General features: G+C 39.8%; 25 protein-coding genes. 12 read left to right on the top strand and 13 right to left on the bottom strand.

Annotation, left to right across the window (positions count from 1 at the left end; translation table 11 throughout):
• The first annotated feature begins 133 nt into the window (after nt 1-133).
• Nucleotides 134-364, top strand: coding sequence for a Kazal-type serine protease inhibitor (locus GYM62_RS18165; RefSeq protein WP_144607553.1), 231 nt, complete (start codon nt 134-136; stop codon nt 362-364).
• Between the two features lie 36 nt (nt 365-400).
• On the opposite strand, the gene glmS is transcribed toward GYM62_RS18165, so the two are convergent.
• From glmS to GYM62_RS18180, 3 genes are all read right to left on the bottom strand, one after another.
• On the bottom strand, nt 401-2242 hold the full coding sequence (glmS, locus tag GYM62_RS18170; protein ID WP_219957435.1) for a glutamine--fructose-6-phosphate transaminase (isomerizing): 1842 nt from the start codon (nt 2240-2242) through the stop codon (nt 401-403).
• Nucleotides 2243-2363: 121 nt separating this feature from the next.
• A complete protein-coding gene (locus GYM62_RS18175; protein WP_219957436.1) occupies nt 2364-3692 on the bottom strand; it encodes a DUF4270 family protein in 1329 nt (442 codons plus the stop codon).
• A gap of 10 nt (nt 3693-3702) precedes the next feature.
• Nucleotides 3703-4515, bottom strand: a complete 813-nt coding sequence (locus GYM62_RS18180) for a glycogen/starch synthase (RefSeq protein WP_091653215.1) — start codon at nt 4513-4515, stop codon at nt 3703-3705.
• Nucleotides 4516-4641: 126 nt separating this feature from the next.
• On the opposite strand from GYM62_RS18180, the gene panC reads away from it, so the two are divergent.
• From panC to GYM62_RS18210, 6 genes are all read left to right on the top strand, one after another.
• A complete protein-coding gene (panC, locus tag GYM62_RS18185; RefSeq protein ID WP_219957437.1) occupies nt 4642-5490 on the top strand; it encodes a pantoate--beta-alanine ligase in 849 nt (282 codons plus the stop codon).
• Between the two features lie 25 nt (nt 5491-5515).
• Nucleotides 5516-5863: an aspartate 1-decarboxylase gene (gene panD, locus GYM62_RS18190; protein ID WP_091653210.1), complete on the top strand. Its 348-nt coding sequence runs from the start codon at nt 5516-5518 to the stop codon at nt 5861-5863.
• Nucleotides 5863-6867 carry a lysylphosphatidylglycerol synthase transmembrane domain-containing protein gene (locus GYM62_RS18195; RefSeq protein ID WP_219957438.1) on the top strand — a complete coding sequence of 335 codons (1005 nt, stop codon included), beginning with the start codon at nt 5863-5865 and terminating at the stop codon, nt 6865-6867. Before panD ends, GYM62_RS18195 begins: the two co-directional genes overlap by 1 nt.
• Nucleotides 6868-6898: 31 nt before the next feature.
• Entirely contained in the window at nt 6899-7588 is a 690-nt protein-coding gene (locus GYM62_RS18200) for a zinc metallopeptidase (protein ID WP_144607557.1), read from the top strand.
• A 96-nt stretch (nt 7589-7684) separates the two neighbouring features.
• Nucleotides 7685-8824: an acyl-CoA dehydrogenase gene (locus GYM62_RS18205; protein ID WP_219957439.1), complete on the top strand. Its 1140-nt coding sequence runs from the start codon at nt 7685-7687 to the stop codon at nt 8822-8824.
• A gap of 139 nt (nt 8825-8963) precedes the next feature.
• A complete protein-coding gene (locus GYM62_RS18210) occupies nt 8964-9890 on the top strand; it encodes an AraC family transcriptional regulator (RefSeq protein WP_219957440.1) in 927 nt (308 codons plus the stop codon).
• Here the strand turns inward: GYM62_RS18210 and GYM62_RS18215 are convergent.
• From GYM62_RS18215 to GYM62_RS18230, 4 genes are all read right to left on the bottom strand, one after another.
• Entirely contained in the window at nt 9876-10649 is a 774-nt protein-coding gene (locus GYM62_RS18215) for a geranylgeranylglyceryl/heptaprenylglyceryl phosphate synthase (protein WP_255590428.1), read from the bottom strand. The two genes, GYM62_RS18210 and GYM62_RS18215, sit on opposite strands and share 15 nt — an antisense overlap.
• Nucleotides 10621-11004 carry a hypothetical protein gene (locus tag GYM62_RS18220; RefSeq protein ID WP_219957441.1) on the bottom strand — a complete coding sequence of 128 codons (384 nt, stop codon included), beginning with the start codon at nt 11002-11004 and terminating at the stop codon, nt 10621-10623. The genes GYM62_RS18215 and GYM62_RS18220 overlap by 29 nt, the downstream gene beginning before the upstream one ends.
• Nucleotides 10997-11356, bottom strand: coding sequence for a phage holin family protein (locus GYM62_RS18225; RefSeq protein WP_091653193.1), 360 nt, complete (start codon nt 11354-11356; stop codon nt 10997-10999). Before GYM62_RS18225 ends, GYM62_RS18220 begins: the two co-directional genes overlap by 8 nt.
• A 67-nt stretch (nt 11357-11423) precedes the next feature.
• Nucleotides 11424-12023, bottom strand: coding sequence for a YkgJ family cysteine cluster protein (locus GYM62_RS18230; RefSeq protein ID WP_219957442.1), 600 nt, complete (start codon nt 12021-12023; stop codon nt 11424-11426).
• A gap of 171 nt (nt 12024-12194) precedes the next feature.
• Here GYM62_RS18230 and GYM62_RS18235 point away from each other — a divergent pair, with 171 nt between their 5' ends.
• The 3 genes from GYM62_RS18235 to guaB all read left to right on the top strand — a co-directional run bounded on the left by GYM62_RS18235 (nt 12195) and on the right by guaB (nt 15547).
• Nucleotides 12195-12917, top strand: coding sequence for a TIGR00730 family Rossman fold protein (locus GYM62_RS18235; RefSeq protein WP_091653188.1), 723 nt, complete (start codon nt 12195-12197; stop codon nt 12915-12917).
• Entirely contained in the window at nt 12917-13849 is a 933-nt protein-coding gene (locus GYM62_RS18240; protein ID WP_219957443.1) for a lytic transglycosylase domain-containing protein, read from the top strand. The genes GYM62_RS18235 and GYM62_RS18240 overlap by 1 nt, the downstream gene beginning before the upstream one ends.
• A 219-nt stretch (nt 13850-14068) precedes the next feature.
• Nucleotides 14069-15547, top strand: coding sequence for an IMP dehydrogenase (guaB, locus tag GYM62_RS18245; RefSeq protein ID WP_091653184.1), 1479 nt, complete (start codon nt 14069-14071; stop codon nt 15545-15547).
• Between the two features lie 29 nt (nt 15548-15576).
• On the opposite strand, the gene GYM62_RS18250 is transcribed toward guaB, so the two are convergent.
• Nucleotides 15577-16053, bottom strand: coding sequence for a GNAT family N-acetyltransferase (locus GYM62_RS18250; RefSeq protein WP_219957444.1), 477 nt, complete (start codon nt 16051-16053; stop codon nt 15577-15579).
• 65 nt (nt 16054-16118) lie between these two features.
• On the opposite strand from GYM62_RS18250, the gene GYM62_RS18255 reads away from it, so the two are divergent.
• Nucleotides 16119-16889, top strand: a complete 771-nt coding sequence (locus GYM62_RS18255; RefSeq protein ID WP_219957445.1) for a type III pantothenate kinase — start codon at nt 16119-16121, stop codon at nt 16887-16889.
• Nucleotides 16890-16891: 2 nt separating this feature from the next.
• On the opposite strand, the gene GYM62_RS18260 is transcribed toward GYM62_RS18255, so the two are convergent.
• Nucleotides 16892-17554 carry a peptidoglycan DD-metalloendopeptidase family protein gene (locus GYM62_RS18260; RefSeq protein WP_219957446.1) on the bottom strand — a complete coding sequence of 221 codons (663 nt, stop codon included), beginning with the start codon at nt 17552-17554 and terminating at the stop codon, nt 16892-16894.
• Between the two features lie 85 nt (nt 17555-17639).
• Between GYM62_RS18260 and GYM62_RS18265 the strand changes: the two genes are divergently transcribed.
• Nucleotides 17640-18593: a pyridoxal-phosphate dependent enzyme gene (locus GYM62_RS18265; protein WP_219957447.1), complete on the top strand. Its 954-nt coding sequence runs from the start codon at nt 17640-17642 to the stop codon at nt 18591-18593.
• Nucleotides 18594-18651: 58 nt separating this feature from the next.
• Here the strand turns inward: GYM62_RS18265 and GYM62_RS18270 are convergent, their stop codons facing one another.
• The 4 genes from GYM62_RS18270 to GYM62_RS18285 are packed head-to-tail and all read right to left on the bottom strand — an operon-like array spanning nt 18652 to nt 21871.
• A complete protein-coding gene (locus GYM62_RS18270) occupies nt 18652-19704 on the bottom strand; it encodes an oxidoreductase (RefSeq protein WP_219957448.1) in 1053 nt (350 codons plus the stop codon).
• Nucleotides 19704-20330, bottom strand: coding sequence for a response regulator transcription factor (locus tag GYM62_RS18275; RefSeq protein ID WP_091653168.1), 627 nt, complete (start codon nt 20328-20330; stop codon nt 19704-19706). The genes GYM62_RS18270 and GYM62_RS18275 overlap by 1 nt, the downstream gene beginning before the upstream one ends.
• A 36-nt stretch (nt 20331-20366) precedes the next feature.
• Entirely contained in the window at nt 20367-21122 is a 756-nt protein-coding gene (locus GYM62_RS18280; RefSeq protein WP_219957449.1) for a sensor histidine kinase, read from the bottom strand.
• Nucleotides 21122-21871 (bottom strand): hypothetical protein, encoded by a 750-nt coding sequence (locus GYM62_RS18285; RefSeq protein ID WP_219957450.1) that lies wholly within the window; start codon nt 21869-21871, stop codon nt 21122-21124. The genes GYM62_RS18280 and GYM62_RS18285 overlap by 1 nt, the downstream gene beginning before the upstream one ends.
• Nucleotides 21872-21876 lie beyond the last annotated feature (5 nt).

The following is a 21876-nucleotide window of genomic DNA, read 5'->3' on the forward strand; positions in this document are numbered from 1 at the left end:
AAATTATGAAATGCCCATGAGGAAAAATCTCACACAACTTGTCCCGTCCGCCGCGGCGGATAGGGAGGGGGATGCCCCGATAAATCGGGGTAGGGCATTCCATCTGACCACTGAAAAAACAAATTATAAACAGATGAAACGATTATCCTTTATATCAGCGATTTGCGTTCTCCTCTTTTCAGCATTTCAATGCGATGAAGAGCTTCCACCTGATTGTTATGATTCAAGGTTAGTCAAGGATACTGCAGCTTGCTACCAAATCTATGCACCTGTATGTGGGTGTAATGGGATTACCTATGGCAATGATTGTGAGGCTAGGTCCAGAGGGATTACTTCCTTTACCCAAGGTACTTGTGGGGATTAAAAAAGTAAAGGCCTTCATTTCTGAAGGCCTTGGATATTATTCAACTGTCACTGATTTTGCGAGGTTTCTAGGTTGGTCTACATTACAACCTCTCATCACTGCGATGTGATAGGATAGCAATTGAAGAGGAATTACTGAAACCAATGGAGCAAAAGCTTCGTGAGTTTCCGGTATCTCTATGACGTGATCAGCCATACTTTTCACCTGAGTATCTCCTTCAGTCACTACTGAAATTACTTTTCCTTTTCTTGCTTTCACTTCCTGAATGTTACTTACCACTTTCTCATAAGAACTATCCTGAGTAGCGATAAAGATTACTGGCATTTCTTCATCAATCAAGGCAATAGGACCATGCTTCATTTCCGCTGCAGGATAACCTTCCGCATGGATATAAGAGATTTCCTTCAGTTTCAAAGCGCCCTCCAAGGCTACAGGGAAATTGTAACCTCTTCCCAGATAAAGTGCATTTCTCACGTCCTTGTATTCGGAAGCGATATATTCGATTTGCTTATTTGTCTGCAAAGCTTTCTCCACTTTGGATGGAATAGCCGCAAGCTCATGCAGCAACTGGATGTAACGACTTTCCGGAAGCGTTCCTCTTTGGTAACCTAACTTCAAAGCCATCATAGCCAAAACTGAGATTTGGGCCGTAAATGCTTTTGTTGAAGCTACTCCAATTTCTGGTCCCGCGTGAGTATAGGATCCGGCATGGGTTGTTCTTGGGATAGAAGAACCCACCACATTACATACTCCAAATATGGTTGCCCCTTTTGATTTTGCCAGTTCAATAGCAGCTAAGGTATCAGCAGTTTCTCCTGATTGAGAAATTGCGATTACAAAATCTCTATCATTGATGACTGGGTTTCTGTATCTGAATTCAGATGCATATTCTACTTCTACAGGAACTCTGGCAAATTCTTCGAACAGATATTCAGCAACTAAGCCGGCATGCCAAGATGTACCGCAAGCCGTGATGATAATCCGTTCAGCATTTTGGAATTTGTTCATGTAATCACGTAGACCACCTAAAACCAATCTTCCGGATTTTGCATCCAATCTTCCTCTCAAACAGTCAGCGATGGACTTGGGCTGCTCATAGATCTCCTTCAACATGAAATGATCATAACCACCCTTTTCAATCGCTTCCAATTCCATCTCCAATTGATTGATGTATGGATTGGTCTCTACGTTTTCTATGGTTTTTACCTGAAGCCTATTATTACGGATTACAGCTATTTCGTAATCATCCAAATAAACCACCTTGTTGGTATACTCAATAATAGGGGTTGCGTCCGATGCCAAGAAATATTCATCTTCTCCAACACCGATAACCAAAGGAGAGCCTTTTCTAGCTGCAATTAGGGTGTCAGGTTCCTCTTTGTTGATCAGAACGATCGCATAAGCACCTACCACCTTGTGCAGTGCCAGACGCAATGCTTCTTCTAAAGAGCATTTATTATGAAGCTGAATGTCCTCAATGAATTTGATGAATACCTCAGTATCAGTTTCTGAATGAAACTTATATCCTTTCTGAATCAAGTCTTTCTTTAGGACCTCATAATTCTCAATAATCCCATTGTGGATCATTGCCAGTTTTTCGGAGGAGGAATAATGCGGATGCGCATTTACATCATTAGGTTCACCGTGAGTAGCCCATCTTGTATGACCGATTCCAATATTGGATTTGATATCACCATTGGACTCCAAATGTTTTTCTAACTCAGAGACCTTTCCTTTCTTTTTATAAATACTAAGGCCATTATGATCCAGCAAAGCTACGCCTGCACTATCGTACCCTCTATACTCTAATCTTCTTAGACCTTTGATAATAATGGGAAGAGCTTCTTGCTGCCCCACATATGCTACAATTCCACACATATTGAAAAATTCTTTTTGTTTTCTAGAACTTGCACAAAGAAACAGCTTTCATGCCAAAAAAAAGAATCCACTTTCTTAAAATTTGAAAGTGGACTCTTTTAGCTTCTTGAAAAGCAGTTTTTTATTTGATTTTTGAATAGATGGCTTTGACCTTGATTCGGTCTTTTCTTACTACCATTTGCCTCAATGATTTTTTGAAATTATCATCCTCGGAACCTACAGAAACTATTCCCCCATAAAAGAGCCAATCCTTATTGGTCAATGTTCCTCGGAAAAGCGCATTAATATGGGAGGTTATATCCGCACTATAAGTTTTGGAGGTTTGATTAAATAAAACCTGAGCTGGAGCTCTTACCATTGGAATTTGGTTTCCATTCTCATCGGTTTCTACCTGAGGTTGATTTGTTGATTGAACCGTGATAGGATTTCTATCGATGCTCCTTCGAATGAAATTATTGGTATCGTCTGTTAAATATAAATATCCAGAAAATAAAGGATTTTGAGTTTCAGGAAATGATTCAATTTCTCCCATTTCAAACGAAACTTCATTGAAGACAATCCCGGAAATTGAGTCTAAAAATTCATCAATTGGATGAGTGTTTATTTTAATGACCATCCCAAGATTAGCTTTTGCACCTACTTTATTCCCGACGTCATAAGCTGTTCTGTATTCTTGAACACTAGCAGTTGGAGTACCACTTCTATCGCTTTCAACATTTACAAAGCCTCTTGAGGTACTAGTAGTTATTCTGAAAGATGAGGCAACTGTATCAGCAAGGTTGTGATAATAAAATATAAACCCAGTGTTCTCACCTTGCTGAAGTCCAATTGTAGTGTTGTCTCCTTCTTTAGCTTTAATTGCAATACCTGGTAAGTATTGTCTGAAATTAAATATGTTGCTAAACTCTCTACTTCCTTTGTATAGCTCAAAAACTTCCGAAGCAAATTGTTGGTTTACTTGGAGTCTAACAGTGGTGTCTTTGGTTTCATTAAATGTTATTTCACTGGAAGCCAGCGCAGATTCCTGAAATGGAATTTTATCGGTGTTGAAATAAACCGTATCCAGAATCTGCTCATTTAATTTATGGACCGAATATGATTTTGGCTGATCTAGGTCAGTTCCATTGACACTTATTACTCTAAGAGTAAAGAACACACTATCAAGAATTGCATCAGCTTCAGGCCTTTTTTGACTAGAAGAGTATGAAAGTCTAGAATAGGAAGTTGCTTGGGTTACTCCAAAAAAGTCATCTTGTTCGTGCCCTACTGCCAAAATCCCTCTCCGAGCTGCATTGGTAGTCGTTTCAAAAGAGTCTAATAACACAACTTCCGCAGGTAGATCGAATTCAGCAAAGAAAACACCTACTTGGTTGTTTCCCGGAGCTAATTCGAGTCCTACGGAAGCTGGATCGGAACAAGAACTAATTAGAATTGTAAATAGTAATCCCAAGCAGGCTAATTTAGCCCGCAAGATTTGTGTATATGCCGTAAAGCTCTTCGTGAGCTTGTTCTTCTTCGTCAATGCTGATTTCAAACTTCTTATCTTTTGAGAAATCTTCTATTAATTGAGTTAATTCGTCAGAAACTTCTCCGCCCTTCACTACTAAATCGGCATATTCCATACCCATACGAATAAAGCCTTCGAAGTCTTTGCTTTCCAAAGGTGCTAAAATAGTGTCATCTATGTCCACCATCTTAACCTTGTTTAACAAATCATCGCCAAAGGTATGAGAAAATCCGTTGTTGTAGATAGCAAAAACTGATTTAGTGTCTTTGAATAATGGCTCATTCTTGTAAGTCGTCTTCAAATACATTGGAATCAAGGAAGTCATCCAGTCATTGCAATGTACAATATCTGGTGCCCATCCCAATTTCTTGACAGTTTCGATTACTCCCTTGCAGAAGAAAATGGCTCTCTCGTCATTGTCTTCGTAGAATTTTTGCTGCTTGTCATGGAATACGCTCTTTCGCTGGAAGTAGTCCTCATTGTCGATGAAGTAAACCTGAAGTTTAGCATTCGGAATGGAGGCTACCTTGATCACCAACGGCTTTTCTTCTTCACCAACAGCAATGTTAATTCCAGAAAGTCTTACAACTTCATGAAGTCTGTTTTTTCGCTCATTGATCAATCCAAACCGCGGTACCAAAATACGGATTTCCATACCACGCTCTTGCATGGCTTGAGGAAGTGTTCGTAGGAAATTGGCTACTTCTGAAGTCTGGAGAAAAGGGTTGATTTCACTGGCAACGTAGAGGATACGTAATTTAGACATGCTATATATTTTTTATGTAAAGTGATAAACAACGGCACAAATATAATAAAAAAAGCCTGAAATGCCTTGTTTTTCTGGATATTAATCTAGTTTTGCCTCTATTTACCCAAAAGTATCCCCTATCCCGTGCAGGTATTCCGTACAGGGGCCGATTGGAACAAAATCAGGCTCCAATTCATTCAATCAAATAAATCCATAGGTCTCGTGCCGACAATGGGTGCCCTGCATCAAGGGCATTTGGATTTAGTAAAAAAATGTGGAGCTCAGGCAGATTGTACAGTAGTTTCCATTTTCGTCAATCCTACTCAATTCAATAATCAGGAAGACTTCGAAAAATACCCTTCCAGTGTAAAGGAGGACCTCGACCTTTTGGAATCAGCGGGAGTTGATTATGTGTTTTTACCAGAAGTTGACACAATGTACCCCAGTTCTCCGGTGCTCAAATTAAATTTTGGCCACCTTGAAAGGATTTTAGAGGGGGCCTTTCGCCCAGGACATTTTAATGGAGTTGGAGTGATTGTGTCCAAGCTGTTTCACATCATTCGTCCCGATCTTGCCTTTTTTGGTCAAAAAGATTTACAGCAAGTGGCAATCATTCAAACCTTGGTGAGAGACCTTTCTTTTCCTATTGAAATAATTGTAGTGCCTACCAGAAGAGAAGAGGATGGACTTGCCATGTCTTCAAGAAATAGACGCTTATCTGATCTGGAGAGAAAAACAGCCTTAATCATTTTTGAAAGTTTATCGGTAGCGGCGAAGGAACTGAAAGAAGGCCGGGAGTGGTTAGTTGTCCAAGAACAAATCATCCGACAGTTTCAAGAACAAGAATCCGTGAAACTCGAGTATTTCGAATTGGTAGAAAGAGAGGCTTTTGAAATAAAAAAGCAGTTTGACCCACATCAAGAAATGGCAATTTGTGCTGCCGCTTATGTGGGAGAAATTCGATTGATCGATAACCTCATAATTAATTCTTAATTTTGCGGCCGGAAAAACTAAGCCAATGCAAATTCAAATCATGAAGTCAAAAATCCACCGGGTGAAAATCACTCAGGCGGAATTGCACTATGTGGGTTCAATTACCATCGACGAAGACTTGATGGATGCGGCCAATCTCATTGAAAACGAAAAAGTCCAAATCGTCAATGTAAATAATGGAGAAAGGCTGGAAACTTATGTGATCAAAGGGGAAAGAGGAAGTGGACAGATCTGCCTCAATGGTCCTGCAGCAAGAAAAGCTGCTGTTGGAGATATAGTCATCATTATCAGCTATGCAGGAATGGACTTTGAAGAAGCGAAGAAATTTAAACCAGTGGTGATTTTTCCAGATGATCAAAACCGATTGATCTGATGTTACACCCTAGAATCAAACAAACAATCCAGATTTTGATCTCTTTGGCGATCGCAGTCTGGATTTTTTGGTTTTTGTATAAGGACATTGAGTTCAATAACCTGGTGGAACAGGTTTTCTCCAGCAATTGGGCATGGATAGGTTTATCATTAGCCATTGCTTTGGGAGGTTATGCCTTGAGAGGCTGGAGGTGGACACTGCTCATTCAAGAAAATGAAGGAAAAAAAGTAACTCTTTCCGACGCCTATCATGCCGTAATGGTCGGCTATCTGGCCAATATGATTGTTCCGAGAGCCGGAGAAGTAGCACGATGCGGGGTCCTATCCCGAACCAATGGGATTTCCATTGGTCATCTTTTAGGGACGGTCATCTTAGAGCGATCTATAGACCTATTATTTTTGATTGCTACTATTCTATTGGCTTTTTTGGTGGAAAATGAGCTTTTCTTGAATCTGGCTGGTCAATTGGTAGACCTGGATAATTTAGGAGAAAAACTGGTTCAAAACCTTCCTTTGGTGCTGGGGGGAATTTTGGTTTTCTGTTTAGTCATTTATTTCATTCTAAGACGTTTTCGAGACAACGGATTTATACAAAAGATCCAGCACTTTCTTCGAGAATTGTATTCAGGGATCAAGGGAATCTCGACTCTAAAAAATCCCATGGGTTTTTGGTTGAGCTCTGTAGTCATTTGGTTGATTTATTTTTTAACCATGTATACAGTTGCATTAGGGATTCAAAGTACTGCCAATTTGTCCAGCGGCGAAGTGCTCCTAGTCATGGTAATGGGAAGTATTGGCATGGTTGCACCGGTTCAAGGGGGTATAGGAACCTTTCATGCATTGGTGGCCTTTATTTTGATACAGTTGGGAATATCAGAAGTAGACGGGAAAATCTTTGCAGCCATTATTCATGGCACACAGGTAATTTTGGTTTTGGTGGCAGGCTTAATTAGCTGGGTCATCATGATTCAAAAACCAGCTTGGATAAAACCTGACAAAAGCTAACTTCGTATTCATTTCTGCAAACAAAAAAATTATGTTACTGATATTAATTGTAGTCGTATTTGCAATCGCTGGCTTTGTAGTCAGCAGCAAGCTGAAAAGCAAGTTTAAAAAGTATTCTCAGACTGCTCTGGAGGCCAACCTTTCGGGTGCTGAGATCGCCAAACTTATGTTGGCAGATCATAATATTCATGATGTTCAGGTGGTTTCTGTTGAGGGGCAATTGACAGACCACTATAACCCTATGAATAGAACAGTAAACTTGAGTCCTGATGTATATTATGGAAGAAATGCCGCCGCAGCTGCTGTTTCAGCTCACGAATGTGGACACGCAGTACAGCATGCTACCTCTTACACCTGGCTCACACTTAGATCCAAGCTTGTTCCTTTGCAGAATATTTCCGGAAAGATTCTTAACGTAGTCTTAATTGCCTCTTTGTTCGGTGGATTTGCCTTAGGCCTGCCCTATCAATTCATCGGATATATTGTAGTAGGTGCTTATGGTGTCATGACCTTATTCACCTTGGTTACCCTTCCTGTTGAATTTGACGCATCTAACCGAGCTCTGGCATGGGTTCAAAACCGAAACATCGTCACCCGAACTGAATATGCCATGTCTAAAGACGCATTGAAATGGGCTGCCATGACTTATGTAGTTGCTGCTCTTGCATCATTAGCTACTTTAGCTTACTACATATTTATTTTCTTTGGCAATCGGGATTGATTCAAATCAAAATAAAATTCGGAAAGGGGCAACATTTTGCCCCTTTTCTTTTTTTACTATAAATTCCGCAAACGAAAATAAACCCGATAAATAAAAATGAATTTTCAACTGACAGAAGAGCACCTAGCAGTGCAGGAGGCGGCAAGAGAATTTGCAAATACTGAACTTTTGCCTGGGGTAATAGAAAGAGATACTGAAGCTAAGTTTCCAACTGAGCAAATCAAAAAAATGAGCGAGCTTGGATTTATGGGAATGATGGTGGACCCAAAATATAACGGTGGGGGAATGGATACCATTTCTTATGTCCTAGCTATGGAAGAGTTGTCAAAAATCGATGCCTCTGCTTCAGTCTCTATGTCAGTAAACAATTCTTTGGTGTGCTGGGGTTTGGAAAAGTACGGGACAGAAGAACAAAAAGAAAAATACCTGAAGAAACTAGCTACGGGCGAAGTTTTAGGTGCATTCTGCCTTTCCGAACCGGAAGCAGGTTCAGATGCTACTTCTCAAAGAACAGAAGCCACTAAAGAGGGTGATTATTATATTCTAAACGGAACCAAAAACTGGATTACAAACGGTTCTTCTGCAAGTGTTTATTTGGTTATTGCCCAAACAGACGCCAGCAAGGGACATAAAGGGATCTCCGTATTCATCGTGGAAAAAGGATGGGAAGGATTTGTAATTGGGAAGAAAGAGGACAAACTCGGAATCAGAGGAAGTGATACCCACTCATTGATGTTTACGGATGTGAAAGTTCCTGCTTCCAATAGAATTGGGGAGGAAGGATTTGGGTTCAATTTTGCCATGGAAACCTTAAATGGAGGTAGAATTGGAATCGCTGCTCAGGCATTAGGAATCGCTGCCGGAGCCTATGAGATGTCTGTAGCATATTCCAAGGAAAGAAAAGCTTTTGGGAAGCCAATTAGTCAGCATCAAGCCATACAGTTCAAATTGGCTGATATGGCTACTCAGATTGAGGCTGCCCGAATGCTCGTATACAAAGCGGCTTGGTTAAAAGATCAGGGCGAAGATTATGCACATGCATCCGCTATGGCCAAACTATATGCATCTGAGGTTGCCATGAATGTAACAGTGGAAGCTGTACAAGTTCATGGAGGGTACGGTTATGTGAAAGAATATCACGTAGAAAGGCTGATGAGAGATGCTAAAATCACTCAGATATATGAGGGGACCTCAGAAATTCAAAAAATAGTCATATCTCGAGGACTGCTTAAATAGTCGTATTTTTACTTTTTGAAGGGCGCAATTGAATAAAATTGCGCCTTTTTTAATTTATTTTAACTGATCTTGTAAAAATATTCGTTTTTTTAAATGGAAAAATTATATTTTTGTATCTCAATTTTTCTGCAATAAAATCATGGAATATTACAACAAGGTCATCGAATCGGTAAATGTAAGGTTTTTAAGGGGAAACAATTTTCAGATTGAAAAGCCCATTTCTATAGCCGACCACAAGGAATTTGACAATATGCTCGTCTTGCTTCATCACGGAAGCTTGAAGTTTGGAGAGGATCAGGAAATACTCAATGAAGGCGAAGTTCTTTTTCTTCCAGGAGAAAAAAAGACCTCGCTGACTTTTGGTGGAGGATCCAAAAAGGCTGAGGTATCAATGGACAATTTCCTGGAAAACAAAAAGAAGTATCTTCAGAGTATCAGTTTTAAGGATATTCGCAATGTTCAGGAAGACTGTGTTTCGATTGTTAGCTTTGAATCCAAGGTTTTCGATGTTGTAAACTTTTTCAATTCCTTAGATATTCCTGCTTTCATAATTCGATTCAATGATAGAATAGGAATGTTGATCGAAGATATCATGAAGGAGCTGGAGCAAAGCAGTGTAGGAAAAGAGAGAACTTTAAGAGCCTTAACAGAGGTGTTGGTGATTGAGCTGTTGAGACATATTCTGAAAAATCGTTTGTTCCTGGAAGAGCTTTCTACCAATGTTACCTATTTCAAAGACCCGAGGTTGATTGAGTTGTTCAAATTCATCAAATCAAACCTAGGTGGAGATTTATCCAATAAAGTATTGGCTCAGGTGGCCAATGTCTCAGAAGACTATGTGGGCCAATATTTCAAAATGCTGACAGGAATCAATCCTCAGGATTACATAGAATACCAAAGAATGGAAGCAGCAGTTGACTTATTGAGAACAACCAAAAAATCCATTCGGGACATTGGAAAGGAAGTTGGGTACAAAGACACAGCTTACTTCTGTAGAAGATTTAAAATGATGTATGGAGTACCTGCAGGAAAAATGAGACGCAGAGAATCTTTAATTAACGTGTAAACTTTGATTATACCAATCTTTAAAAGAAAGGACCTCTGTTAGAAAATGGGGGTCCTTTTCTATTTGGTTTCCGATGACAATGACATCTGCTCCGGCTTCAAAGCCCAAATGGATTTTCTGAAGGTTATCAATTCCACCACCAACAATGAGAGGCCCATCCAAATATTTTTTGACTTCCTGAATAACTTCCGTAGCTACAGAGGAGGTAGCACCACTTCCAGCATCCAAAAAGCACAGGTCCATTCCCAAAAACTTACCTGCCAAGGCAGTCTTCACTACTTCTTTGATTGATTTATTTAAAATTGGAAGGGTATTAGATTCCCTGTGCACACTTTTGAGCTCTCCATCATTGACTAAGAGATAAGCTGTTGGGAGTACCTCTAGCTCGGAATGATAAATTGATTCTGCTGCAGCAATTTGTTGGGAAATCAGGAATTCCGGATTTCTTCCGGATAATAGACTTAAAAATAAAATTCCATCAGCATGATTGGAGACCTGCATTTTGGAACCCGGGAATATTAGGACAGGAATATTGCCTGCTGCATTTTTTATTTCAAAGACAATCTCATCGAAGTTTTTTTCCCTATACTTACTTCCACCAATAAAAATAAAATCAAGCTGAGAGTCTCTGATTGATTTTATATGTGGGATAAGATTTTTATCAAATTTGGCAGGGTCAATCAGCCAGGCAATTCCTTTCTGTTTCTTTTCAAAAAGTCTGTGGAAACTCTTAGAAAGTGCCTTTTTCTTCCTTCCCATCAGCCTTTTCCTTTGTAAATAAGTCTTTGAAATATTTTTCTTTAGCCAAGGCAAGACCTAGTATCAACAATCTTTGACTCATGCTAGGCCAAAAGCTGGATTTTTTTGGTTTGGTCAATTTTTCCTCCAAATCCTTATCCAAAAGACCCTCTCTTTCCAAAACTTCAAGTGCTCTTTGGGTCTTTTTACTCTTTTTCTTTCTGGTGGCTTTCACAATAGCGTAAGCGAGTAAGCCTCCAGCCAGCACGGCTCCTCCTACTTTCAACCAATCCTCGGAATCTCTTTTGAGAAGGTCTAGCTGTTTTTGAAGCGTCTGCTCCAATTCTTCAGCTTGTTTTTCCAATTCATTACTCATCTTTCTTCTTGAGTTTGATTTTGCTAAAAATAAAATTCCTTAAACCTCCCTGTACTTTGGACTGTATTCCAATAGAGTATCGGCCCAAGTACAAAAGAACCAATAGAATAAGGTAAAACAGCCCTACCAACAAGAACCCAATAAAAGGAGATTCGAACTTAGTACTGAGGAAAAACGCCAGAGACAAGCTGAAAAACAAAAGTACTAATAGAGTCAGGCCACCAAGTACCACCAAAAGAATGGTTCGGGATATGATTCCAAGAAATTCTTCCTGAACTTCCTGCTTCACCATATTGACCCTGGTTTCGATCAAACTTTTGACAGTTTGTACTATTTCAGATACTTTGAGCATGCCTATTATTAAAAATGTAACTTTTATTAAGGACACTAATATAATTTAATTGCGACGAGCAAAAAAATCATACTTCCTCAGCTCTCTCCCCTTCTTCGTAAAATTTAAATCTCAACACAAGTTCTAAGGCTCTGCGAATCGCCTCATTGACAGGATAATGGTCACAAAGAGATTCGTCAATATCCCGTAGCTGAGTGTAGTATGCTGTCGCCATGGGAATATGCATATCCTCGTTGATCAATAAATTTACTTCCTGGAATCGATCAGCTTGGGATTCTTTAATAGGTTTACATGTAATCAATTCCTTTTGTCCAGTTTTAGTTCTTCTTGCAGAGCTGGCAAATACTCTACAAATCATGCCTCTGTTCTGATAATTGCCACAAAAACCCTTACTTCCATCCTCGTTTTGTGGACGGTATAGAATGCAGTTTCCGCCATTTTCCTGAGTTTCCAGAAGGCGAAGGCTTGCTTCAGCAACGCCCTTTTCATGAAGGTCTAAGGCTAGGGGTAAAAATTCTAAAATGGAGGCTGGAATCTTAGGGTTTGCACAGCAAAACCCACAACCCGAAATACAAGAAAGGCCACTTTCTGTGGTAAATTGTTTAGACTCTGTCTCAAGCTCAGCAAATAATTGCTGTACCAAGAGGGATTTTTCTGCTAAATTCAAGCGTTATTTAATTTCACGCAAAAGTAAGCGTAAACAAGCCGGTATGATTCCCGTCAGGTAATATTTTTTATTACTGAAAATCAATTGCTTAGGGTTTCCGCTTCTTTTTTGCGGAGGTTTTGGCCGACTATTTCGGTATGTCATCGTTTTCTTACTAAAAGTAAATATGTTATGAGCAATCTAGAGGATAAGCAGCAAGAAGATAAAATTAGGAAAGCCTTTAAAGAACGCGATTGGAGCGAGATCAAAAGCGCGGATTCTTGGGCGATTTTTAAAGTAATGTCTGAATTTGTGGAGGGCTTTGAGAAGCTTGCAAAAATAGGACCTTGCGTGTCAATTTTTGGTTCGGCTAGGACTCCAAGGGATCATAGCCACTACAAAATGGCAGAGGATATTGCTGCTAAATTGGTTCGACATGGATACGGGGTGATCACAGGAGGTGGCCCAGGTATCATGGAAGCGGGTAATAAAGGAGCCCATTCTGAAGGAGGTAAATCTGTGGGTTTGAACATTGTTTTGCCTTTCGAACAGTTTAACAACATTTACATTGACCGGGATAAACTGATCACCTTTGACTACTTTTTTGTAAGGAAAGTAATGTTTATTCGGTATTCACAGGGATTTGTGGTTCTACCAGGAGGATTTGGAACCATGGATGAGCTTTTCGAAGCCCTTACCTTAATTCAAACCAATAAAATTGGACGCTTCCCTATAGTCCTTGTCGGAAAAGATTACTGGGAAGGCCTTGTAGATTGGATCAAAAAAACTCTTTTGAGTCATAAGTACATCAATGAAGAGGATCTGGACCTTTTTTCAGTAGTGGAAGATGCTACTGAAGCAGTTCGCGTAATTGATGATTTCTACAGCAAGTATTTATTGAGTCCCAACTTTTAATGAAAAGCTACCACCTTTTTATCATCTATGGGTTATTGTTCACCTGTCTTATTGGGTTGGCAGTTATCTGGAAAAGTTCAGATGGTTCGGTTCCACAAGAAACAGAAGAAACTTTGATTCCGATGAGTCTGCCAACCTTACCGGCAGACTCTGTGCGGATCTTTGAGATACCCAAGGAATTGAGCTTTGCAGGGGAGAAAGTTCCTTTAGAAATCCAGGATGTGTATGAAAGGTTGGAGAGGGAAATCTATGTCAACGCCTATTGGCAATCCAATATGGTACTGCTAATGAAGAGATCCGGTAAATATCTGGATGAAATCAGTCAAATTTTGCAAGGAAATGGGATTCCTGATGATTTCAAATATCTGGCAATAGCCGAATCAGCCTTGATGAATGCTACATCCTCAGCAGGAGCCAAAGGGTTCTGGCAATTCATGGAAGATACGGCTAAAGAATATGACTTAGAGATAAGCAGAGACGTGGATGAGCGCTATCATTGGCAAAAGTCAACTGTAGCAGCAGCGAAGTATTTGAATAAAGCTCATCAAAAATTCGGGAACTGGACTGCTGTAGCAGCAAGCTACAACATGGGACAAAGTGGTCTTTCCCGGCGTCAAACAGAGCAATTACAGGAAGATTATTACGACCTATTGCTCAATGATGAAACGAGTAGATACATTTTCAGAATTCTTGCCTTCAAAGTCATCTTTGAAAATCCCAAGAAATATGGATTTGGGTTGAGGAAGGAAGATTACTATACCAATCCTGCTCTGAAGTCAATCACTGTATCTGATGATATTAAAAATCTCGCAGAGTGGGCAAAACAACGTGGCTCTTCCTACAAAGAATTAAAGCTTTACAATCCATGGCTTAGAGATCGAGATCTAAATGTGAAGAGAGGAAGGTCTTATGAAATTTTGCTGCCGGAATAAATTTCCTTATTTGTGATTTAAACTAATAATATTTGGGAAGTCCTGATATGGAAGAAGACCTTCCAAAAATCCTATTGAAGCCTGTTTTCTTCAAGAAAATTTTAAAAAAGACTTAAGAAACCTGAGATTTCAAAAGATTTTTTTCTCAAGGTTATCCAGACAAAAGTTTTGTTTGTATCTTTGACGGGCAAATAGGGTTACCTACAACCGATATTTGCTATGAATCGAAACTCCGATAAATTTCTCTTCGAAGCACTCACATACGATGACGTGCTCTTAGTTCCAGGGTATTCAGAAGTTCTTCCTCGCGAGACCAACACTTCTACCCAACTCACCAAAAAAATCAGATTAAACATTCCTCTTGTCTCTGCCGCTATGGATACAGTGACTGAGGCTGAGCTCGCCATTGCTATCGCTTTGGAAGGAGGTTTAGGCTTCATTCATAAAAACATGTCTATAGAGAAGCAAGCCGCTCAAGTAAGAAAGGTGAAGCGCTCTCAGGCAGGTATGATCTTAGATCCTATCACGCTTCATATCGATGCAAAAGTGAGGGACGCTGAAAATATCATGCGTGAATTTCACATTGGAGGTATTCCTGTAGTCGATGAAGATCGTGTATTGAAAGGTATTATTACCAATCGCGATTTAAGATTTATCAAAGATCCGAATAGACCGATCCGGGAAATCATGACCATTGATAATCTGATCACAGCCAAAGCAGGCGTCTCTTTGGAGCAGGCAGAGGAAATCCTTCAAGAATATAAAATCGAAAAGCTTCCAATCGTAGATGAGGAAGACAAACTTACCGGCCTTATCACTTACAAGGATATTCTGAAAAGAAAGGATAAGCCAAATGCTTGTAAAGACGAGTATGGACGCTTGAGAGTTGGTGCTGCTGTAGGTGTCACCGCAGACATTGTTGAAAGAGTAGAGGCATTGAAAGCTGCCGGTGTAGACGTAGTATCCATTGATACTGCTCATGGACATTCCAAGGGTGTGATTGAAACCTGCAAAAAGATTAAAACAGCATTCCCTGATTTAGAAGTGATTGTTGGAAATATTGCAACTCCTGAGGCGGCTCTTGCACTTGCAGATGCTGGTGCAGATGCAGTGAAAGTTGGGGTTGGTCCAGGTTCGATTTGTACCACCCGGGTGATTGCAGGAGTTGGAGTTCCACAACTCTCGGCCGTTTATGAATGTGCGCAAGCTTTGAAAGACAAAGGCGTTCCTGTAATTGCTGATGGTGGAATCAGATATTCCGGGGACTTGGTTAAAGCGGTGGCAGCTGGAGGCAGCTCTATCATGATCGGTTCATTGTTAGCCGGGACAGAAGAGGCACCAGGGGAAATGATCATTTTTGAAGGAAGAAAGTTCAAGTCTTATCGTGGAATGGGTTCATTGGAAGCTATGGAGTCAGGCTCCAAGGACAGATATTTCCAAGATGCAGAAGATAATATTAAAAAGCTGGTTCCAGAAGGAATCGTAGGTCGCGTACCTTACAAAGGCTTGGTTTCTGAAGTACTATATCAATTGGTAGGAGGCTTACAAGCAGGAATGGGATATTGTGGTACAAAAACCATTGAAGACCTTCAGCGAGACGGTAAGTTTGTGAAGATCACCGCAGCTGGAGTAAAAGAGTCCCACCCACATGATGTGAGTGTGACAAGAGAAGCTCCTAATTATAGCTTTAAATCATAAAAAAAGGCCGGGTTTGATCCCGGCCTTTTTTATGGCAATAACTTTTCGATTTCGTAATCCTGTAAATGAGCATTGAGCCAACCAGCTTCCAGGTAAGCACCATATTTTTTGTAAAAATTAATTGCGGGTTCATTCCAGTCTAATACCTGCCACATCATTCCTGTACAATTTGCCTCCAGGCATTTTTTCATCACCCGATCAAAAAGCAATTTTCCAGCTCCATTTCCTCTTTCAGACTCAGTTACCACAATATCTTCCAGGTAAAGACGCTTACCTTTCCAAGTGCTGTAGCGATAATAATAAATGGCAATTCCTATAATTTCACCAGACTCCTTTTTTTCACAGACAAAAAGGCCATAAACCGGATTGGCTCCAAAGCCATCCTTTTCCATCATTTCCAAAGTGTTGGTGACCTGTTCTGGAGCTTTTTCATAAAGCGCCAATTCTTTAATGAGTTCTAAAACTCTTGGAAGATCGGCTACTTTTCCTTCTCTTAGTGAGTACATATTTGTTTTCTGTTTTTGGATTTTCCTCAATTGAAAGCCTAAATTAGTCAAAACCTGAATAAAGCATGTTTCTAGCCATTGATGCCGGCAATTCCAATGTGGTTTTTGCGCTTTTTGATGAAAAAACAGGAAAATGGACCAATCATTTTAGGTTGGAAACCAAAACTTCCAAATTAATTTCCCAATTGGGGAAAAAAGTTCCTGTCTATTTTTTGGAGCACAACTTAACTCCTGACACAATTCAACAAATAGGAATGAGCTCTGTAGTTCCGGAAATCAATCAAATTCTCATTGATTTTTGTAAAAATTACTTCGGTCTAGAGCCTTATCTGATCTCTCCAAACAGCTATTCCAAGCTACCGATTAAGACCAAAAGACCTCAGGAAATGGGTACTGACTTGATGTGCAATGGACTTGCCGCTTGGTATAAATTTAAAAATGCCTGCATCGTAGTGGACTTTGGTACGGCTCTAACCTTTACAATTTTGGATGATTCCGGAGAAATAATGGGGGTAAATATTGTTCCAGGGCTACGTACAGCCATCAAGGCTTTATTTATGAATACCTCCAAATTACCCGATGTGGACTTGAAGCTTCCCGAATCAGCAATTGGAAAAAACACAGTTCATGCAATTCAGGCTGGAATCCTTTATGGATACACAGGTTTAGTCAAAGGAATGCTGGAAACCATTCGAAAAGAGGCCCAATTGGATTTCAAGGTAGTTGCAACCGGAGGTCTATCAGAAATTCTGACCTCACTAGAACAAGAGTTTGATACGATTGATAAAAATCTGACTTTGGAGGGTCTCAGATTAATGACTTTGTCAAATCTTTGAACTTACTCAAACCGTAATATGAAATTCGGATCGGGACAAATCTTTTGATAGTGTTCTAAATCTTTTTTTGAAGCTACCCCGGGAAAGTCACCCTGATTTCCCATCATATCCCACATCAGTTGAAAGTGTAAATGTGGAGGCCAATCCCCATTTTCAGGATAGGGACCTACATGACAAAATGCCTCTCCTTTTTGTATTTCTTGACCTATTTGTAGGCCTTTTAAATCTGTCATTGCTAAATGGCCATATAAACTGAAAAGCTGGGTGCCATCCAAGTCATGCTCTAAAATGATGGTAGGGCCATAATTCCCAAAACCTGCATTATCCTGGAAGCTGTGGATTTTTCCTGAATAAGGCGCGTAAACAGGCGTTCCTGCCTCAGTCCATACATCAATTCCCAAATGGATATTTCTGAAATCAGCTTCATCTGTGGCAAATACCTCTGACCTTCGATAAATGGCCCGCTGTTCCATATATCCACCTATTCCAAACTGCTTTCCTTTTGCTTTGAGTTGTTCAAACACAAATTGATCAAACTCCAAAGTGTCGCTTAGGTTCACATTTTCCAGAAAGGTATTAGCTGGACTAAAGTCCAGAGGAAGTGTATTATCTCTGTTTAGGGCTGTTCCCATTACAGGGAAAAAATCATTTGCTTTCCAATTCATATCCGAAGAAAGCAGATTTTGGATTCACCTAAAAATAATCCTCTCAAAATCCTGATTTTTGGTTGAAGGTTCCTAATTTTCAATTATGAAAGAGCAAGAGTTTCCTACCCTCAATGATATCCGCCATGCCTTGGTCAAAATCAAAAATTTTGTCCATCGCACGCCTATATTAACATCCACTGCCATCAATGAAATTGCAGGATGTGAGATTTATTTCAAATGTGAAAATTTCCAGAAAGTAGGGGCTTTCAAAGCAAGAGGAGCTGCCAATGCCGTATTGAAATTAAAACCAGAGCAAAAATCCAAGGGAGTTGCTACTCACAGTAGCGGAAATCATGCAGCAGCTTTGGCCCGTGCAGCAAAAGTGGCGGGTATTCCAGCCTATATAGTCATGCCATCCAATGCTCCCGAAATCAAAAAAAAGGCGGTCAAAGGCTATGGAGGTGAGATAATTGAGTGCGAGCCAAATCTTCAAGCAAGAGAAACAACTCTGGAAAAGGTGGTTCAAGAGACTGGAGCCACTTTCATTCCTCCTTATGACTTTATAGATGTTATTGAAGGACAGGCGACCTGTGCTTTGGAGTTTTTAGAGGACCAACCGGATTTAGAAATTATCATGGCTCCAGTTGGAGGAGGTGGGTTGCTGGGGGGCACGGCCCTTTTAACTCATTATTGGGATGAAGAAATTATTATTTATGGAGCTGAGCCCAGTGGAGCAGATGATGCTTACAGATCTTTAAAAGCAGGACATATCATCCCTCAAACCAAACCGAATACCATTGCCGATGGCCTTTTGACCTCAGTAGGGGTATTGAATTTTGAGTTGATCAAGAAATATGTAAAGGAGATTTTCCTAGCCACTGATCCACAGATTATCGAAGCAATGAGGATGATTTATGAGCGTATGAAAATTGTAATAGAACCTTCATGTGCAGTACCTCTCGCCGCATTATTGGCCAATAAGGAAAAATTTGCAGGCAAAAAAGTAGGTATTATTCTTTCCGGTGGGAATGTGGATTTAGGGAAATTACCTTTTTGATCTTCAGCTTGACAAAAAAAGAAGGGGTAATTCACTATTGAAAAAAGTGCAAGTGATATTACCAGAGTCCTTCTTCTCTATGAATAGGTCTGTTTTCTTTTGAACTTATAAAGGAAGCTTCGATCAGCTTTAGTACGCTGATGGTTTGAGGCACTTGAACTAATAGCTCTTTTTCTTTCAAAATTGCGTCAGCTACATTTTGATAAAAAATTCTATAGTCCCCATTCAGAGTTGAATAGGCTCTACTCTCATTTTCAAGATACAGGTTCCCCCAGCGTTCTTCTGGTTCCACCCCCCAGTCTTTTCCTTCAGGGCGAATATTTGCCTTGAATGCAGCTTCTTGGACATCCAATCCGAATTTTTGATAAGAGCCTTTTTCCCCCAAAAGAAGAAATTTGGGAGTGGGCGCATTGACTAAGACTCCTGCAGTAACTCGGGCTTTTTTATCTCCATAGTCTAGTGTGATATCAAAATAGTCATCTGCAACAGCGTGAGTTCTTTGTTTTCTGATATCTGCAAAAATACTTTTTGGCGCTCCAAAAGTGAGGACCACTTGGTCAATTAAATGCGAGCCTAAATCATAGGTGATTCCATTTCCAGGAACTTCTTTTTCCCTCCAGTTTTCAGAGACTTGGGGTCTGAATCGATCAAAATGAGACTCTAAATACACGATTCTACCCAGTAAATCTTGCTTCAATATTTCTTGAAGCGTCAGGAAATCTCCATCAAACCTACGGTTATGAAATACTGAGCAGATTAGATTATTATCTTTTGCAAGTTGCTGAAGTTCTTCCGCCTCATGGGAATAGATCGTTACAGGCTTATCAACCACTACATGTTTTCCGGCATTTAAGGCCATTTTGGCCATGGGAAAGTGAAACTCATTGGGAGTGGTGATAACAATTAGGTCTGCTCCATCCTGTTCCAGCAATGATTCCAGGCTCCTGTAAGTTTGAACTTTAGGATATTTTTGCTCACAGCGGTTGAAATTTCTCTCCACCACAGCTACTAAATCTAAATCTGGGCATACATCAATGAGTGGGGCATGCATTTTTTCAGCAACAGAGCCGAATCCTACAATTGCAGTACGTATTGGGGAGAATAATTTCATCACAGGTTCATTTCGTGGGCTTTATTGACCAGTTCTACTCTCGAGCTTACCCCGAGTTTATTGTGGATGTTTTTTCGATGCGTCTCTACCGTGCTTTGACTTAGGCCTAATTCTTCAGCAATATCCTTATTGGTCAGACCCTCTTTGATTAATTTAATTATTTCAATTTCCCTTCTGGACAAGCGGTATTTATCTCTAAAGGAGTCAAAAAATGCATTGGGGCGCGCCTGCTCGATTACTCGATCAAAATTTAATACATGCCGCCCTTCATGGACTTCTCGGATTGTAAAGACCAGTTCATCTGGGTCAGCATCTTTCAAAACAAATCCGTCAGCCCCTTTATCTATGGATTCTTTATAGATTTTCTCCTCATCGTACATGGAAAGTACAATTACCTTGGTTTGAGAATTACCTTCTTTTACTGATGATAACACCCCAAAACCATTCAAAATGGGCATGTTGAGATCGGTAAGTACTACGTCGACTTTGCTAGTTTCCAAAAAGTCCACCAGTTCTTTTCCATTGCTAAAAAGTCCAAGTACTTCTAGGTCTTCGTGTTCCTCAAGAAGGCCTTCAATTCCTTTGGCAAATAAGGTATGGTCGTCTGCAATAGCTATACGAATCATGGTAGTCAGGGTGAAATCGAAGTTAAACCTAAAATATTAAACTGGCAAAAGGAGTTTTATTTCGGTGCCTTTTCCTGGGATAGACTGAAGATGGAATTTTCCTCCTATAGTTTCCATTCGCTTTTTTAGATTGGTCATTCCACTGCCGGTGGAAGCAATACTTGAATCAAAGCCTTTCCCATCATCTTTGATCTGGATGAATTTTTCGGTTCCTGAAGAGTCAAGAGTTATGGTAATAGTTTCAGGTGAAGCGTGTTTGATAGCATTGTTGAGGCATTCCTGAATCACCCGGATCAAGATCATTTTTTGCTCTTTGCTAGGTTCCCAGTGGAGATGATTTGCAACAAATTCAGTCTTGCAATATCCCGATGCCTCAATTTTATCTAATTGCTCTTGAATAAACTCCTCCAAATTTAAATTTTCAACCCAGTCCAAATTCAAAGATTTAGAAAGGCTTCTGACCTCATTGATAGTTTTTGAAATCAATTCCTTCCCCTCAGCCTGTCTTTCGGGTTTTGATGAACCCAAATAAAGCTTAGAGAGTGAAAGCAATTGACCGATGTTGTCATGTAATTCCCTGCCGATATGGTTCAGGGTTTCTTGTTGAATCTCGTTTTCAATGTTCAACATCGTTTTTTCAAATTCAACCTGGAGCTGCTCTACCTTTTGCTTATTCTGAACTTGCCGCTGCCTGTGTAAAATTACCATCGCAACAACAAAAGTGGCCATCACAGCAGCCAGAAATACTCCTGAGAATAGTATAAATAAGATTTGACTGTCTTCTCCGCCCATCAGATTTCCGAGTTTTTTAGAAAATTGTTTCTACCTAAATAAAAGAGGGTATTGAAGACTATCGATAGTAAAAAGTACAAAATCATAGATGTGTAATTAAACAGAAAATAAATATCTACCCGATTAAAAGCTAAATATTCAAATGCCACGTCTGCCAATAATGTTAAAACTGATTGAAATAAGATCAAAGAGATGTACCAAAAAGGAAGGAACTGTACTGGATTAAGAGACAAAAAATAGTCTTCTGATATTAAATCCATGAAAAAGAATCCGCTGGCTATTATGAGAGTAATGTTACTGATAAAATAAAAGATCGGTTGAGGTTCGTGAATTTTTTCGATTCCTGAAATTGTTAAAACAATACCTCCCAGGATTAGGATTCCAATTAAGAAGTGCACTATTTTTCTTCTGGTTGGATTTTTAAGGTTTACCCGGATTAGTAGTAAAAATAAAATTTTTGAAAGCAGGTAATTGAAAATATTGAATACCCAAGAGTTCCACCCCTTATACGGATCAGATGTCAATAGATAGTGAATCCTTTCATTTAAAGGCTTATTGACTATCATATTGACAGCTAAGATTTCATAAAAAACCACTAAAACTAAAATAAGAAATGGCAGATAGAATTGTGGTTTCGCTTTTTTCTGTCTTGGAAGAAAGATAAAAAGGATGACTCCGGTCAGTCCAAGAATGACGGTAGATACCAGATAGTAATTGGAGAGAATTCTTTCCCAAAGTGCCTGTATCACATCCA

Origin of the sequence: Algoriphagus sp. NBT04N3 (genome assembly GCF_019443765.1) — a bacterium.
GTDB lineage: Bacteria > Bacteroidota > Bacteroidia > Cytophagales > Cyclobacteriaceae > Algoriphagus > Algoriphagus ornithinivorans.

What these genes read in the sequence shown, in the direction of transcription:
- GYM62_RS18165 (WP_144607553.1), top strand. Translation starts at nt 134, where the DNA reads ATGAAACGATTATCCTTTATATCAGCGATTTGCGTTCTCCTCTTTTCA.
- glmS (WP_219957435.1), bottom strand. Translation starts at nt 2,242, where the DNA reads ATGTGTGGAATTGTAGCATATGTGGGGCAGCAAGAAGCTCTTCCCATT.
- GYM62_RS18180 (WP_091653215.1), bottom strand. Translation starts at nt 4,515, where the DNA reads ATGTCTAAATTACGTATCCTCTACGTTGCCAGTGAAATCAACCCTTTT.
- panD (WP_091653210.1), top strand. Translation starts at nt 5,516, where the DNA reads ATGCAAATTCAAATCATGAAGTCAAAAATCCACCGGGTGAAAATCACT.
- GYM62_RS18195 (WP_219957438.1), top strand. Translation starts at nt 5,863, where the DNA reads ATGTTACACCCTAGAATCAAACAAACAATCCAGATTTTGATCTCTTTG.
- GYM62_RS18200 (WP_144607557.1), top strand. Translation starts at nt 6,899, where the DNA reads ATGTTACTGATATTAATTGTAGTCGTATTTGCAATCGCTGGCTTTGTA.
- GYM62_RS18205 (WP_219957439.1), top strand. Translation starts at nt 7,685, where the DNA reads ATGAATTTTCAACTGACAGAAGAGCACCTAGCAGTGCAGGAGGCGGCA.
- GYM62_RS18210 (WP_219957440.1), top strand. Translation starts at nt 8,964, where the DNA reads ATGGAATATTACAACAAGGTCATCGAATCGGTAAATGTAAGGTTTTTA.
- GYM62_RS18215 (WP_255590428.1), bottom strand. Translation starts at nt 10,649, where the DNA reads ATGGGAAGGAAGAAAAAGGCACTTTCTAAGAGTTTCCACAGACTTTTT.
- GYM62_RS18220 (WP_219957441.1), bottom strand. Translation starts at nt 11,004, where the DNA reads ATGAGTAATGAATTGGAAAAACAAGCTGAAGAATTGGAGCAGACGCTT.
- GYM62_RS18225 (WP_091653193.1), bottom strand. Translation starts at nt 11,356, where the DNA reads ATGCTCAAAGTATCTGAAATAGTACAAACTGTCAAAAGTTTGATCGAA.
- GYM62_RS18235 (WP_091653188.1), top strand. Translation starts at nt 12,195, where the DNA reads ATGAGCAATCTAGAGGATAAGCAGCAAGAAGATAAAATTAGGAAAGCC.
- GYM62_RS18240 (WP_219957443.1), top strand. Translation starts at nt 12,917, where the DNA reads ATGAAAAGCTACCACCTTTTTATCATCTATGGGTTATTGTTCACCTGT.
- guaB (WP_091653184.1), top strand. Translation starts at nt 14,069, where the DNA reads ATGAATCGAAACTCCGATAAATTTCTCTTCGAAGCACTCACATACGAT.
- GYM62_RS18250 (WP_219957444.1), bottom strand. Translation starts at nt 16,053, where the DNA reads ATGTACTCACTAAGAGAAGGAAAAGTAGCCGATCTTCCAAGAGTTTTA.
- GYM62_RS18255 (WP_219957445.1), top strand. Translation starts at nt 16,119, where the DNA reads ATGTTTCTAGCCATTGATGCCGGCAATTCCAATGTGGTTTTTGCGCTT.
- GYM62_RS18260 (WP_219957446.1), bottom strand. Translation starts at nt 17,554, where the DNA reads ATGAATTGGAAAGCAAATGATTTTTTCCCTGTAATGGGAACAGCCCTA.
- GYM62_RS18265 (WP_219957447.1), top strand. Translation starts at nt 17,640, where the DNA reads ATGAAAGAGCAAGAGTTTCCTACCCTCAATGATATCCGCCATGCCTTG.
- GYM62_RS18270 (WP_219957448.1), bottom strand. Translation starts at nt 19,704, where the DNA reads ATGAAATTATTCTCCCCAATACGTACTGCAATTGTAGGATTCGGCTCT.
- GYM62_RS18275 (WP_091653168.1), bottom strand. Translation starts at nt 20,330, where the DNA reads ATGATTCGTATAGCTATTGCAGACGACCATACCTTATTTGCCAAAGGA.
- GYM62_RS18280 (WP_219957449.1), bottom strand. Translation starts at nt 21,122, where the DNA reads ATGGGCGGAGAAGACAGTCAAATCTTATTTATACTATTCTCAGGAGTA.